Source organism: Streptomyces sp. NPDC059010 (assembly GCF_042740355.1).
Classification (GTDB): Bacteria; Actinomycetota; Actinomycetes; order Streptomycetales; family Streptomycetaceae; genus Streptomyces.
Map to the genome: position 1 here is coordinate 103,675 of NZ_JBHYJA010000013.1, position 13,541 is coordinate 117,215.

12 protein-coding genes are annotated in these 13,541 nt (G+C 71.4%); 6 read left to right on the top strand and 6 right to left on the bottom strand.

The window, feature by feature from the left end; translation table 11 throughout:
- Positions 1-168: 168 nt before the first annotated feature.
- Positions 169-765, top strand: a complete 597-nt coding sequence (locus tag ACFWYS_RS16045) for a histidine phosphatase family protein (RefSeq protein WP_384768218.1) — start codon at positions 169-171, stop codon at positions 763-765.
- 18 nt (positions 766-783) lie between these two features.
- Here the strand turns inward: ACFWYS_RS16045 and ACFWYS_RS16050 are convergent, their stop codons facing one another.
- Complete coding sequence (locus ACFWYS_RS16050; protein WP_384768221.1) at positions 784-2,262, bottom strand: hypothetical protein; 1,479 nt, start codon at positions 2,260-2,262, stop codon at positions 784-786.
- Positions 2,263-2,541: 279 nt separating this feature from the next.
- Between ACFWYS_RS16050 and ACFWYS_RS16055 the strand changes: the two genes are divergently transcribed.
- Entirely contained in the window at positions 2,542-2,979 is a 438-nt protein-coding gene (locus ACFWYS_RS16055; protein WP_384768224.1) for a hypothetical protein, read from the top strand.
- 45 nt (positions 2,980-3,024) lie between these two features.
- A complete protein-coding gene (locus ACFWYS_RS16060; protein ID WP_384768226.1) occupies positions 3,025-3,894 on the top strand; it encodes a spermidine synthase in 870 nt (289 codons plus the stop codon).
- A gap of 24 nt (positions 3,895-3,918) precedes the next feature.
- Here ACFWYS_RS16060 and ACFWYS_RS16065 read toward each other — a convergent pair whose 3' ends face one another.
- A complete protein-coding gene (locus tag ACFWYS_RS16065) occupies positions 3,919-4,440 on the bottom strand; it encodes a hypothetical protein (protein ID WP_384768229.1) in 522 nt (173 codons plus the stop codon).
- 147 nt (positions 4,441-4,587) lie between these two features.
- On the opposite strand from ACFWYS_RS16065, the gene ACFWYS_RS16070 reads away from it, so the two are divergent.
- The 3 genes from ACFWYS_RS16070 (at position 4,588) to ACFWYS_RS16080 (ending at position 8,276) form a co-directional block, all read left to right on the top strand.
- Positions 4,588-5,292, top strand: coding sequence for a response regulator transcription factor (locus ACFWYS_RS16070; RefSeq protein WP_384768232.1), 705 nt, complete (start codon positions 4,588-4,590; stop codon positions 5,290-5,292).
- Entirely contained in the window at positions 5,289-6,692 is a 1,404-nt protein-coding gene (locus ACFWYS_RS16075; RefSeq protein WP_384768235.1) for a sensor histidine kinase, read from the top strand. Before ACFWYS_RS16070 ends, ACFWYS_RS16075 begins: the two co-directional genes overlap by 4 nt.
- A gap of 111 nt (positions 6,693-6,803) precedes the next feature.
- Positions 6,804-8,276: a cellulose binding domain-containing protein gene (locus ACFWYS_RS16080; RefSeq protein WP_384768237.1), complete on the top strand. Its 1,473-nt coding sequence runs from the start codon at positions 6,804-6,806 to the stop codon at positions 8,274-8,276.
- Positions 8,277-8,356: 80 nt separating this feature from the next.
- Here the strand turns inward: ACFWYS_RS16080 and ACFWYS_RS16085 are convergent, their stop codons facing one another.
- The 4 genes from ACFWYS_RS16085 to ACFWYS_RS16100 all read right to left on the bottom strand — a co-directional run bounded on the left by ACFWYS_RS16085 (position 8,357) and on the right by ACFWYS_RS16100 (position 13,384).
- Positions 8,357-9,922, bottom strand: a complete 1,566-nt coding sequence (locus ACFWYS_RS16085) for an oxidoreductase (protein ID WP_384768240.1) — start codon at positions 9,920-9,922, stop codon at positions 8,357-8,359.
- 105 nt (positions 9,923-10,027) lie between these two features.
- Positions 10,028-11,446 (bottom strand): GH1 family beta-glucosidase, encoded by a 1,419-nt coding sequence (locus ACFWYS_RS16090; protein WP_384768538.1) that lies wholly within the window; start codon positions 11,444-11,446, stop codon positions 10,028-10,030.
- Positions 11,447-11,603: 157 nt separating this feature from the next.
- Complete coding sequence (locus tag ACFWYS_RS16095; RefSeq protein WP_384768243.1) at positions 11,604-12,509, bottom strand: carbohydrate ABC transporter permease; 906 nt, start codon at positions 12,507-12,509, stop codon at positions 11,604-11,606.
- Positions 12,506-13,384, bottom strand: coding sequence for a carbohydrate ABC transporter permease (locus ACFWYS_RS16100; RefSeq protein ID WP_384768245.1), 879 nt, complete (start codon positions 13,382-13,384; stop codon positions 12,506-12,508). The genes ACFWYS_RS16095 and ACFWYS_RS16100 overlap by 4 nt, the downstream gene beginning before the upstream one ends.
- Positions 13,385-13,541 lie beyond the last annotated feature (157 nt).

Here is a 13,541-nt window from a genome sequence, read left to right on the forward strand (position 1 = left end):
CTCGTCGCGGCGCCCGGTTGACCGGTCGTTCCACTTTACGGTGTACGCGTGCGCCCCTGTCGGGGGCCTCGGCCCTCTAGACGCAGAGATCGCCCGCCGGGTTGCCCCGGCACAGCGTGCGCGATGATGGAGGTGCTCCGCCTCTCATTTCTCCCGGAAGGCCCCTTCATGGCACCGCGCATCCTGCTGGCCCGGCACGGACAGACCGCATGGTCGCTGTCCGGCAAGCACACGGGCAGGACCGATGTGCCGCTTCTGGAGGAGGGCCGCCGGGGCGCGAAGCTGCTCGGGGAACGCCTGAACCGGGCGCCGTACGACGGGTTGGCCGGGGTCGAGGTGCGCACCAGCCCACTGGCACGCGCGCGTGAGACGTGCGAACTCGCCGGCTTCGGTGAACGCGCGCGTGCCTGGGACACGCTCATGGAGTGGGACTACGGCGCGTACGAGGGCATGACCCCGGCGGACATCCAGGCCGTCCGGCCCGGCTGGCTCATCTGGCGCGACGGCGTGCCCGAGGGCGAGAGCCTGGCCGAGGTGACGGCCCGGGCCGACGAGGTGGTGGCCTGGGCGCGCGAGGCGGACCGGGATGTGCTGGTCTTCGCGCACGGGCACATACTCCGGTCCATAGGCGCGCGCTGGCTCGGTCTGCCCCTCGACTTCGCGGCCCGGTTCCGTCTGAACCCGACGTCGCTGTCGGTGCTGGGGTGGGCCTACGGGGAACCGGCGATCCACAGCTGGAACGACCTGGGGCACCTGGCGGCGTAGCGGTTCGCCCGCCGCCGGTCACGCCGTGCGGGGCACGCTCGCATGGCGTTCCAGGAACGCCGACACCCCGCTCGCCCGCCGGTGCGGCAGCAGCACCCGTGCCGTCCCCGCCAGCATCGTCTGCACCCGCGACGACTGCACCTGGTCCAGCAGGTCCAGCACCCGCATCCCGGCGGAGGCCGCCTCGTCGGGACGTCCGCCCCGGGCCAGGTCGTCCGCCAGTTCCGCCGTGTACAGCGCGATGTTGCGGGTGAAGTGCGGATCCTGCAGATGGGCCGCCCGCCCCGCGTGCTGCGCCGCCCGCCGCCAGTTGCCCAGCGTCGACCAGCACTGCGCCTCCAGGACCTCCAGCTCGGCCTCTCCGTAGAAGCTCATCCACTCGGGGTCGGCGTCCGAGTGGCCTCGCTCGAAGAGGGCCTGTGCGCGAACGAGGGCCTGTTCGCAGCCGGTGCGGTCGGCGAGCCCCGCCCAGCCGCCCGCCTCGCGCAGCGACAGCAGCGACATCAGCCGGGCGGAACCCAGGGGGCGTGCGACACGCAGCGCGGCCTGGGCCGCCCGTACCGCCTCGCGGGGCCGGCCGGCGTCCCGCGCGAGGAAGGACGTATTGCAGAAGGCGTGTGCCTCGACGGCCGGGTCGCCTGCCATCCGGGCGGTCGCCAGCGCCTCCGCGTAGTGCGAGCGGGCGTCGTCGAACCGCCCCGAGTCGTGCGCCAGCCATCCCACCGAGATGGCCAGCTCACCCGCGCCCGAGTGGAGCCGGTCGCCGATCGCCTGCCGGGTGGTACCGGCGTCGAGCAGTGCGTAGGCGGCCCGCAGCGGGGCGGCCGCGCGTCGGTAGAGGCCGTCGGCGCCGTGCCGGTCGTCGAGCAGCCGGATACGGCGTACGGCTTCCTCCAGCGCGTCCGCCTCGCCTCCCCCGACACGTCGGACGGGACGCTCCGCGGCCGCGGCGTCGTGGGCCAGGCCCAGGGGGCCCAGCGAGGCGGCGGCCACCGTGGCGCCACCGCCGGTCATGAATGCGCGACGTAGCACGTCGCTCTCCTCGTGGATCTCGTGGTTCTGGTCTGCCCCGTACGGGTCGTGGGGGTCGTACGGGTCCTGAGGGTTCAGCGGGTCATACGGCTCGGGAGCCCTCCACTTCTCACCGGTGGCATGTGCCGGGATCGTGGTGTGCATGGGGGGCGTGTCCTCTCCGGTATGCGCCCGGCGTCCGCGTACGGACGAGCGGGGCGCGAAACCGAGGTCGGCGAGCGTTCGGCCGGGGAACATGTGCAGGAACACCCGTTCGTACGCGTAGTTGGGACAGCGGATCTCGCCGGCCTCGACGCGTCCGACGTAGCGTGCGTCACAGCTGACCCGCTCACCGATCTCGCGGGCTGCCCGCCGCACCACGGCGGCGAACTCGGCCGGCGAGCGCTGTCCGCGCAACCGCCGGAACGCGAGATTCGGCCGCGGTGGCCTGGGGGGCAGGGACGAGGTCAGCTCTGACGACGCCATGGCCGGGTCCTCTCGTGCGAACCGTCGAACCATGCCGGCACAAGGACGAGTTGAAAGGACGAGGTGAATCGAAAATTCCGGCTCGTCCCCTGTCTCCGGCGGGCAAGAACGTACCTGCTGTGTCGGACCCGTGACGCAGGGTTTGGCTACAAAACGGATATCTCATGCACGATCTGCCATGAAGTGCCATCCTTTGCGGCTGACTTCCGCCGTAGCCGTTGACGCGGCGATGCGTTGAACTCTTCGGACTGCAAAAGGGGTTCCGTGGTGGAGGTCGGGATGAAGACCAGCCAGAGCATCGCTCCTCGTACGCCGTCGACAACGGCGGGGCATGCGCCGACCGCACAGTGCAGCGAGCCACCGGGCGAGGGCTGCGACCTGGTCACGGTTCCGGCGCGGCAGGGCCTGGAGGCCGTCGACATCCTGCGCCGGGGGGCCGGCGACGCGGTCGGGCCCGTACTGCACGACGACGGCGGTGACACCCTCGGCTTCGTGGTCCCGTCGGGCACGGCCGCCGCCTGGGACGTACCGGGCAGCACCTGTACGGAGACCGACGGCCGGGGCATGAGCCTGGACCTGAACCCCGAGCCGCCGGTCGAGGGCTCGGACTGGCTGCTGCCGCCCGGCGAGGCGGACCTGGCGACGGATCCGGCGGCGCTGCGGGCGGCGCTGGGCGAGGCGGCACGGCTGATCGAGGCGGCCGACAACTGTCAGTGACCGGCTGCCCGGGCGCCGCCGCCTCCCGCTTGCGACAATGACCCGGTGAGGAAGCCCAGGAACACCCGGCGCCGGCCGGCCGCCGTCGAAGCCGTCGTCGAGCGCATCGACGGCGGGCTCGCCGAGCTGATACCCGACCGGGACCGCGCCAGGGCCTGGACGCTCCTCATCGACGGGGCGCCTCAGTCGTACGTCGATCTGGACGACCCGGCGCACCTCTCCTTCGAGTACCAGCGCCGCCTCGGCCATGTCATCGACCTCGTCGCCCCGCCCGGCAAGCCCGTCCACGCCGTCCACCTCGGCGGCGGTGCGTTCACGCTCGCCCGGTATGTCGCCGCCACCCGCCCCCGCTCCACCCAGCAGGTCGTCGAGCGGGACGCCACCCTCGTCCAACTGGTCAGGCGGGAGCTGCCGTTGGACCAGAACAGCCGGATCCGGGTGCGGTCGGCGGATGCCCGGGACGGGCTCGCCAAGGTGCCCGACGCATGGGCCGACCTCGTCATCGCCGACGTGTTCAGCGGGGCCCGCACACCCGCCCACCTGACGTCGGGGGAGTTCCTCGACGACGTCCGCAGGGTCCTGCGGCCCGACGGTGTCTACGCCGCCAACCTTGCCGACGGGCCGCCGCTCGCGCATCTGCGCGGCCAGATCGCCACCGCCGCCGACCGGTTCGCGGAACTCGCCCTGGTAGCCGACCCGGCGGTCCTGCGCGGCAAACGCTTCGGCAACGCCGTCCTGGTGGCCTGCGACCGCCCGCTCCCGGTCGCCGAACTGACCCGGCGCGCCGCCTCCGACCCGCACCCCGGCCGGGTCGAGCACGGCAAGGCGCTCTCCGACTTCACCGGCGGGGCCGTACCCGTGACCGACCTCGCCGCGGTGGCCTCCCCGGCCCCGCCCCCGTCCGTGTTCCGGTGACGGCGAGGCTCCGGTGACGGCGGGTCAGTAGTTCCCGATCTCCACCCGCGGCGGCCCGTCGTGCCAGGTGCAGAACACCGACACCCGGTCCGCGCCCGCGCCGAACTCCACCCGGATCCAGGTCTCCGTCTTCCACACCTGCATCGACCAGCCCGCGCCCGGGGTGGCCGAGACGAGCGTCGCGGAGGTCTTACCGATGTCGAAGACCACCCGGCCGCCGTCCGTGCCGTAGCTCTTGACCTGGCCGGATGTGGTGGGAGTGGGGGCGGGGGTGTTGGCCGGCGGCTTTGAGGAGGCCGGGGTGCGGGGCTGCCCGGTCGGCTTCGACGAGGGGCTCGACGGGCCCTTCGACGGGGTCGGCCGGTTCGTGGACGACGCCAGCGGCTTCGACTCCTGTGTGGTCGCGTCGGCCGCGGTGATGGGCAGGGCGCGCGGCCGGTCGTACACCGTGCCCGCCATCACCGTGTGGACACCCCACCACGACAGCGTGACCGCCGCGCCCGTGGCGAGCGACCAAGCCAGTACGTGTACGAGTCCTCTGCGCATCGCGGGCCATACTGCCTCACGCGTCGCGGACGTGTCGCGCGGTTGTCCACAGGGGTGAAGTTGCCCACGGGCGGCCGGGTTGTCCACAGCGGGTGAGTTGTCCACAGGCCCGGACCGGGCTCGCTCGCATGGCGTACGGTGCGGCGCATGGCAAGTGTGCTCGTGGTCGAGGACGACCAGTTCGTACGCTCGGCGCTCATCCGGCACCTGACCGACGCCGCCCACACGGTGCGCAGCGTCGGTACGGCACTGGAGGCGCTGCGCGAGGTCGCCCATTTCCGCTTCGACGTGGTGATCCTGGACCTCGGACTGCCGGACCTGGACGGCTCCGAGGCCCTGAAGATGCTGCGCGGCATCACCGACGTACCTGTGATCATCGCCACCGCACGGGACGACGAGACGGAGATCGTCCGGCTGCTGAACGCGGGGGCGGACGACTACCTCACCAAGCCGTTCTCGGTCGAGCACCTGTCGGCCCGGATGGCCGCCGTCCTGCGCCGCGCCCGGTCCGGCAGCGCGGAGGCGGCCCCGTCCAGCGTGCTCCGCGTCGGCGGCCTGACCGTCGACCCGCTGCGCCGTCAGGCCGAGCTGGACGGCGCACCCCTGGACCTCACCCGCCGCGAGTTCGACCTGCTCGCCTTCCTGGCCGGACGGCCCGGAGTCGTCGTACCCCGCAAGGAACTGCTCGCCGAGGTCTGGCAGCAGTCCTACGGCGACGACCAGACCATCGACGTCCATCTGTCCTGGCTGCGCCGCAAACTGGGCGAGACCGCGGCCAGCCCGCGCTATCTGCACACCCTGCGCGGCGTCGGCGTGAAGCTGGAACCACCCGTGGGGGAGCCGTCACGATGAGGTGGGCACTGGTCAAGGTCTGTCTGGCGGTCACCACGATGGTCGTGGTCGCCTTCGCCATCCCCCTCGGACTGGTCATCAGGGAGATGGCCCGCGACCGCGCCTTCTCCAACGCCGAGCGGGAGGCCGCTGCCGTCGCCCCCGCCCTGTCCATCACCACCGACCGGGACCAGCTGGAGCGCGTCGTCGCCTCCGCCGGATCGGACGCGGGCATGGCCGTGCACATACCGGCCTCCGACGACGCGAGCGCCGTCGACCTCGGCCGGCAGCGTGCCGCCGCCGACGACGTCGCGACCGTACGACGGCTGGGCCGCGCCTCCACCTCCGAGGTCCCCGGCGGATCCACCCTGCTCCAGCCGGTCGCGCTGAGCTCCGGCGAGATAGCCGTCGTGGAGGTGTACGTCCCCGACGCGGAGGTCACCAACGGCCTCGCCACGGCCTGGGCGGTGCTGGCCGGGGTCGGCCTCGCGCTGATCGTCGGATCGGTCGCGGTCGCCGACCGGCTCGGCGTACGGATGGTGCGGCCGGCGCAGCGTCTGGTCGAGGGCGCGCATGAGCTGGGGGAGGGCAAGCTGGGCTCCCGGGTGCCCGAGGAGGGGCCGACCGAACTGCGGCTGGCGGCGGTCGCGTTCAACTCGATGGCCGACCAGGTCGTCCAACTCCTCGCGAACGAGAGGGAGTTGGCGGCCGATCTGTCCCACCGCCTGCGCACCCCGCTGACCGTGCTGCGGCTGAACGCCGCCTCGCTCGGGGACGGTGCGGCCGCAGAGCAGACCCGGTCGGCCGTCGCCCAGCTGGAGCGCGAGGTCGACACCATCATCCGTACGGCACGGGACGCCAAGCCGCAGACGGTGGCGGCCGGTCCGGGCGCCGGGTGCGACGCGGCCGAAGTGGTGCGCGAGCGCATGGCGTTCTGGTCGGCGCTGGCGGAGGACGAGGGCCGCAAGGTGCGGGTGGCCGGCGTGGACCGTCCGGTGCGGATACCCGTGGCCCGGGCGGATCTGGCGGCCGCCCTCGACGCCCTGCTCGGCAATGTCTTCCGGCACACCTCCGAGGGCACGGCGTTCGCGGTCGACGTGCACAACGGCGAGGACGCGGTGATCGTGCTCGTCTCCGACGCCGGGCCCGGCATAGCCGACCCCGAGGCGGCGATGGCCCGCGGCCGGGGCTCGGGCAGCGCCGGTTCGACCGGCCTCGGCCTGGACATCGTGCGGCGCCTCGCGGAGTCGACCGGCGGTGACGTACGGATCGGGTCGTCGGTGCTCGGCGGCACCGAGGTCCGGATCTGGATCCAGCTGGACGGAAGGGAGCCGGTGCGCAGGGGGCACCGGGGGGCGGTGCGACGGCGCCGGCCCGGCAGATTGGTCTCGACCTTTAACCGGCCCCGATCCCTTCCTTAAGCGCGCCCTAAGATCCTCAACGCCGGTCTGGATCACGTCTTTTGCCCGATTCCGGCTCGCTAGCGTGCTGCCGCACCCACCCCCCTCGTGAACAGTGAAGGCAGGCATGCGATGAGCACCCACCGGCGCAAGGTCAGCGGCAGGAACAAGGCGATAGGCGGGCTGGTGGCCGCGGCCGTCGTCGGCGGCGGTGCGATCGTGTTCACCGGTACCGCCCAGGCGGCCGGGACCGGGGCGGCGTACACGAAGACCAGTGAGTGGTCGACGGGCTACACCGCGCAGTACGTCGTCACGAACGACAGCGAGCAGGCGAAGAAGGACTGGAAGCTGGAGTTCGACCTGCCGACGGGCTCGAAGCTGAGCTCCCTGTGGAACGCCGAGTCGAGCGTGAGCGGGCAGCACGTCACCGTGACACCGCCGAAGTGGGACAAGGACGGGCTGGCCGCGCGCGAGTCCGTGACGGTCGGCTTCGTGGTCAACGGCACGGCCTCGCCGAAGGGTTGTCTGATCGACGGCGCGAAGTGTTCCACGGACGACACCGCGACCCCGGAGCCGAGCGGCCGCCCGACCCAGTCACCGAAGCCGACCCCGAAGCCCACCCCCACCGCGACGCCCAAGCCCAGCGCGACGCCCACACAGTCCGCGACGCCGACTCCCAAACCCTCGGAGACCTCCGGCAACGGCACGACGGCGTCCGCCGGTTTCGCCCCGTACATCGACACCTCCCTCTACCCGGCCTTCGACATGGCGGCGAGCGCCGAGGCGACCGGCGTGAAGAACTACAACCTCGCCTTCATCACCGACGGCGGCGGCTGCACCCCCAAGTGGGGCGGCGTGACGGACCTCGGCGGCGACGCGGTCGCCGCGCAGATCGGTGACCTGCGGGCCAAGGGCGGCGACGTACGGGTGTCCTTCGGCGGCGCGGCCGGCAGCGAGCTGGCGACGACCTGCTCCTCGGCGGACGCGCTGGCGGCGGCGTACGGCAAGGCCGTGGACGCGTACAAGCTGACCAAGGTCGACTTCGACGTGGAGGGCGGCGCGCTCCCGGACAAGGCTGCCAACACCCGCCGCGCCCAGGCGATAGCCAAGCTCCAGAAGGCCCACCCCGGCCTCGACGTCTCCTACACCCTCCCTGTCATGCCGGAGGGCCTGACCCAGCCCGGCGTCGACCTCCTCGCCGACGCCAAGCAGAACGGCGTGAAGATCGACACCGTCAACATCATGGCGATGGACTACGGCCCCGCCTACAGCGGCGACATGGGCACCTACGCCGAACAGGCGGCCACCGCCACCCAGGCCCAGGTCAAGAGCGTCCTCGGCCTCTCCGACAGCGCCGCCTGGAAGACGGTCGCCGTCACCCCCATGATCGGCGTCAACGACGTCACCACCGAGATCTTCAAGGTCGACGACGCCACCCAGCTGGTGAACTTCGCCAAGTCCAAGGGCCTCGGCTGGCTTTCGATGTGGTCGGCCACCCGCGACAAGCAGTGCGCGGGCGGCGAGAAGCCGGCGGCCGACGCGACGTGCAGCTCGATCCTCCAGGAGAAGTTCGCGTTCTCCAAGGCGTTCGCGACCTACAAGTAACGCGGACCGCCTCTCGACCCACGGGGGGCGCGCCCCGGCCGGCCTCACCCCCATCCGGCCGGGGCGCGTGTTTTTGACCGTCAGTTCTTCTGCAGGGTGCGGGTCACGCCCGCGATGACGGCCGTCGTCAGCACCCAGCCCAAGGCGGTCAGCGCGTAGGCCAGCCACTGCACACCGTCGTCCGCCCAGTACCAGGACGTGCGCTGGCCCAGACCACCGATGGGGATCAGCAGGTCGAGCGTGTAGACGAAGGGCTGGAACGGCGCGCCCTCGTCCGGCTTCACCGGTGTCGGTGAGTGCGCGCGGAAGACCAGGGTGCCCAGCAGGCTCAGCGCCAGCAGCCAGACGCCGGCCAGCCAGGGGCGGTAGCCGTAACCGACGGTCGCGTCGAGCAGATGGCCCCAGGCTCGCGCGGCCGGGTGCAGGGTGCCGCGGCGGTGGCGCTGCTTGGCGAGGAGGACCCGGCGGGCGTCGTCGTCATGGCCGACCGACCGGTACCAGCTCGCCAACTGCTCGTACGGCTGCGGACTGTAGCCCGGGCTGCGCCGTATCCACGCGAGGCGATGGGGGACGGAGCCCTGCGGCCCGACCGCTTCCCGGCGCTCGCCGGGCTCGTCCGCGCCGGCCACTTTGATGGAGCCGTAGACGAAGCCGTCCAGCTCCACCACGTCCGGCCAGCTGTGCTCGCCCTCGTGGAGATACGACACCTGCGCGCCCCGCAGGTCCACCGGGCCGGACGGCGTCCGGGCGAGCGTGAAGTCGAAGTCGACGGCCTGCATCAGCATCCCCACCAGGGCGGCGCCGTCACCCTCGGGCGGTCCGTTCAGCACAGCCCCCTCGAAGCTCACGTTGTCCGTGACCCGCGCGCCCCGCAGCCGTACCGTCCCGTTCGCGGTGAACCCCCCGGAGAGTTCGAGTGTCGACACCACCGCACTGTCCAGCGCCAACGCCACTCCGCGCGGACCGGGGCTCTCCAGCGTCGCGCCCCTCATGAACAGCCCACCCGGCAACTGCGCCCCCAGAAAACGGACTTCTCCCCGCGCGACCAGGCCGCCCCGGCAGAAGAAGCCCCCCTCCATGACCAGCCCACCGGCACCCACGGCCCATCCGTCGGCCGCGTTGATCCGGGCGTTGTCGAGGTGCACGGCGCCGGACACCCGGGCGTTGATGAGCGACAGGGCGATGACGTTGCCGTAGTAGGGCGAGAACGTGGTGCCCTCGACCAGCGACCTCCGCAGGTCGAGGCTCCCCTCGACACGGGCCGTACCGGCTTCGAGGCCGGGCACGCGGCTGCCCTTGATCGCGATGGACTGCGTCGACGCCCCGAAGAGGTCGATCGGTTCGTCGAACCAGCAGAGTTCGAGCCAGAGAGCGTGAGCGATCTGCGCTCCGGCGAGATCGAGTTGCCCGGTGATGCGCGCGCCGATCAGCCTCAGACAGGCGACGGCGCCCGGCTCCCCGGTGTTCGCACCCAGGAGCAGTGCCGCGATCGCGGCCGCCCGCACGGTGCGTTCGGGCCCCCACTGTCCGGGGTCGACAGGACGGGCGTCCTCGGGCCGGTCCGGGCGAAGGTCCACCTGCCGGCCCACGGGAAACGCGTCCCACAACTCACGTTCAGGCTGCGTCAACTGGTCATATGAGAGCACCCGTGCAGGGTAGTGATGTTCCGAGGGGATGGCTGCTCGGGCAGGTGCCGGGGCGCGGCACGTCCCACCCTGTGCCACGCCCCGCCCCCGGTCGAGCGCCGCCCGTCAGAGCTCCTGCTCCACTGCCGGCAACGCCCCAGTCCGAGCCGCCTCCCCGTACCAGTACGCGCTCGACTTCGGTGTCCTGGTGAGCGTCGAGTAGTCGACGTACACCGCCCCGAACCGCTTCTCGTAGCCGTACGCCCACTCGAAGTTGTCCATCAGGGACCACAGGTAGTAGCCGCGGACATCGGCGCCGTCGGAGATGGCGCGGCGGACGGCGGAGAGGTGGCCGTGCAGGTAGGCGATGCGCTCGGGGTCGTGGACGCGGCCGTCGGGGTCCGGCTTGTCGTCGTAGGCGGCGCCGTTCTCGGTGATGTACAGGGGCAGGCCCGGGGCCTCCCGCGTGTAGCGCATGATCAGGTCGTGCAGGCCGGTCGGGTCGATCGTCCAGCCCATCTCGGTGCGGTCGCCGGGCGACTGGTGGAAGGCGACGTCGTCCGCGCCCGGCCAGGGGGTGTGGTCGCTGGCCCCGTGGCCGTCGGCGCGCGGCCCGGCGACCTCCGTCTCAGCGGCCGAGACCAGCGCGGGGGTGTAGTAGTTCAGGCCCAGCGCGTCCAGCGGCTGGTTGATCGCCGCCAGGTCGCCGTCGTGGACGTAGGACCAGTCGGTCACCAGCTCCGTCGCCGCGAACAGGCTCTCCGGGTACGCGCCGTGCAGGATCGGGCCGTGGAAGACCCCGTTGGCCAGGTCGTCGATCTTCCGGGCCGCGGCCAGGTCCGCCGGGTCCTGCGTCAGCGGCCGTACCGTCGAGGAGTTGAGGCTGAGCGCCACCGAGTTGCGGGCCGGCATCACCGAGCGCAGGGCCGAAGTGCCCAGGCCATGAGCCAGGTTCAGATGGTGGGCCGCCCGCAGCGAGGCCGCCGGTTCCGTACGGCCCGGTGCGTGCACGCCCGAGCCGTAGCCCAGAAACGCGCTGCACCACGGCTCGTTGAGCGTGATCCACTGCTCCACCCGGTCGCCGAGCGCCTCGCCGACGATCTGGGCGTACTCGGCGAACCGGTACGCCGTGTCGCGCTCCGGCCAGCCGCCCGCGTCCTCCAGCTCCTGCGGCAGATCCCAGTGGTAGAGGGTGACGGCGGGCTTGATGCCGTGCGCCAGCAGTTCGTCGACCAGCCGGCGGTAGAAGTCCAGGCCCACCTGCACCGCCGGGCCCCGGCCGGTCGGCTGCACGCGTGACCACGAGAGCGAGAAGCGGTACGCGGTCAGGCCGAGCTCGGCCATCAGCGCCACGTCCTCGCGGTAGCGGTGGTAGTGGTCGACAGCGATGTCACCGTGCTCGCCGCCGGCCGTCCTGCCCGGCGTATGGCTGAAGGTGTCCCAGATCGACGGGGTACGGCCGCCCTCCCGCACCGCTCCCTCGATCTGGTACGCGGACGTCGCGGCGCCCCAGAGGAAGGAGGGGGGAAAGGACACGGAGGACATGGGCTCAGGCATGGAAGCGCTCCCATTGGGGGTCGTGGAGACCGACGGGTAGGAGGAGAGGGGAAAGAGGGGAGGAGACGGGGGATGAGGGATGAGGGGCCGAGGCGGCGGTGACCCGGCCCCCAGGGACGTATGAGAAATGGGATACGGGCGGGTGTCAGCCCTTGATCGCTCCCTGCATGATGCCGCCGACGATCTGCTTGCCGAACAGCAGGAAGGCGATCAGCAGCGGCAGTGTGCCGAGCAGGGCGCCCGCCATGATCACCGCTTGGTCGGGGACATAGCCGGTGCCCAGGGAGTTGAGGGCGACCTGCACGGTCGGGTTCTCCTGGTTCAGGGCGATGATCGGCCACAGGAAGTCGTTCCAGGCGAACACGAAGGTCAGCAGGCCGAGGACGGCCATCGCGGGCCGCGCGGCCGGGAACACCACGTGCCACACGACCCGCAGACTGCTCGCCCCGTCCACCCGCGCCGCCTCGATCAGCTCGCCCGGCAGCGCCTGCACCAGGTACTGCCGCATGAAGAACGTACCGAAGGCCGTCACCAGCGTCGGCAGGATGACCGTCTGCAGCTGATTGGACCAGCCGAGGTCGGCCATCCACAGATACAGCGGTACGACGGCCAGCTGCGGCGGCACCATCATCGTGCCGATCGTCAGCATCAGCAGGACGCCCGAGAACTTGAACCGCAGTTTGGCGAAGGCGAATCCGGCGAGCGTGGAGAACAGCACCGTGCTGACCGTGATCGCGGTCGCGACGATCACGGTGTTGAACATCGCGGTGCCGAGCCCGGCCTCCTCCCACGCCCGCTCCATGTTCTTGAACAGGTTGCCGCCGAACCACAGCGGCGGCGGGGTCTCGGCGAGCCGCTGATTGGTGCGCGAGGCCGCGATCGCCGTCCACACCAGCGGGGCCAGCGAGACCAGCGCGAACAGGGTCAGCACGAGATAGGTGACCGGGCCGGCGTGCAGCTGCTTGCCGGCGCCCATCACCCGGCGGCGCCCGGCCTTGTCGCCGCGTCCGGACCCTTTTGCCTGAGGGGCAGTCAGTTCAGTTGCTGTCATTGGGACTTCCTCAGACGTCGGGAGACCAGCATCTGGATCACACCGATGATCAGCAGGATCAGGAACATCGACCAGGCGATCGCGGACGCCTTGCCGAGGTTGCCGATGATCCAGCCCTGGTCGTACATGTACAGGCCGAGCGTCTGGTACTGGTGATCGGAGCCGCCCTTGGAACCGGACACCCCGCCGAACAGCAACGGCTCACCGAAGAGCTGGGTCGCGCCGATCGTCGAGACGACCACCGTGAACAGGATCGTCGGCCGCAGCTGCGGGATCGTCACATGGCGGAACTGCTGCCAGCGGTTCGCGCCGTCGATCGCCGCCGACTCGTACAGGTCGGAGGGGATGGCCTGCATGGCGGCCAGATAGATCAGCGCGTTGTAGCCGGTCCAGCGCCAGATCACGATCGAGGACACGGCGAACTTCGAACCCCAGTCGGACTCACGCCAGTTGACCGGATCGATCCCGAAGAAGTCGAGGATCCAGTTGATCATGCCGCCGTCCCAGGAGTACAGCAGCACGAACACCAGCGTCGCCGCCGCCACCGAGGTGGCGTACGGGGTGAGCATCACGACCCGCCACACGGTCGAGCCGCGCAGCTTGTAGTTGAGCAGATGCGCGACCCCGATCGCCATCAGCAGCTGCGGCACGGTCGAGATCACCCCGATGGCGAAGGTGACCCACAGGGAGTTCCAGAAGAAGTCCGAGGACAGCAGGTTCCGGTAGTTGTCCAGCCCCGCCCAGGTCTGGCTGTCCAGGTTCGCCAGCTGCACGTCGTGCAGCGAGTACCAGGCCGTGTACAGCAGCGGGACCAGCGAGAACGCCCCGAAGACGATGAAGAAGGGGGAGATGAACGCGTACGGCGACGCCTTCATGTCCCAGCGGTACAGCCGGCTCCGCCAGGAATTTCCCGGCGGCGGTGTACCGCGACCGTGCGCGCGGCCGGGGGGGGGGGGCGGCGCGGGGGGGGCCCGGCGGGGGCGGGGCCCGCCCCGCCCACGCCCGCCGCGCGGGCGGGGGGCGTCGCGCGCG

What these genes read in the sequence shown, in the direction of transcription:
- ACFWYS_RS16070 (WP_384768232.1), top strand. Translation starts at nt 4,588, where the DNA reads ATGGCAAGTGTGCTCGTGGTCGAGGACGACCAGTTCGTACGCTCGGCG.
- ACFWYS_RS16080 (WP_384768237.1), top strand. Translation starts at nt 6,804, where the DNA reads ATGAGCACCCACCGGCGCAAGGTCAGCGGCAGGAACAAGGCGATAGGC.
- ACFWYS_RS16050 (WP_384768221.1), bottom strand. Translation starts at nt 2,262, where the DNA reads ATGGCGTCGTCAGAGCTGACCTCGTCCCTGCCCCCCAGGCCACCGCGG.
- ACFWYS_RS16075 (WP_384768235.1), top strand. Translation starts at nt 5,289, where the DNA reads ATGAGGTGGGCACTGGTCAAGGTCTGTCTGGCGGTCACCACGATGGTC.
- ACFWYS_RS16100 (WP_384768245.1), bottom strand. Translation starts at nt 13,384, where the DNA reads ATGAAGGCGTCGCCGTACGCGTTCATCTCCCCCTTCTTCATCGTCTTC.
- ACFWYS_RS16045 (WP_384768218.1), top strand. Translation starts at nt 169, where the DNA reads ATGGCACCGCGCATCCTGCTGGCCCGGCACGGACAGACCGCATGGTCG.
- ACFWYS_RS16095 (WP_384768243.1), bottom strand. Translation starts at nt 12,509, where the DNA reads ATGACAGCAACTGAACTGACTGCCCCTCAGGCAAAAGGGTCCGGACGC.
- ACFWYS_RS16065 (WP_384768229.1), bottom strand. Translation starts at nt 4,440, where the DNA reads ATGCGCAGAGGACTCGTACACGTACTGGCTTGGTCGCTCGCCACGGGC.
- ACFWYS_RS16055 (WP_384768224.1), top strand. Translation starts at nt 2,542, where the DNA reads ATGAAGACCAGCCAGAGCATCGCTCCTCGTACGCCGTCGACAACGGCG.
- ACFWYS_RS16090 (WP_384768538.1), bottom strand. Translation starts at nt 11,446, where the DNA reads ATGTCCTCCGTGTCCTTTCCCCCCTCCTTCCTCTGGGGCGCCGCGACG.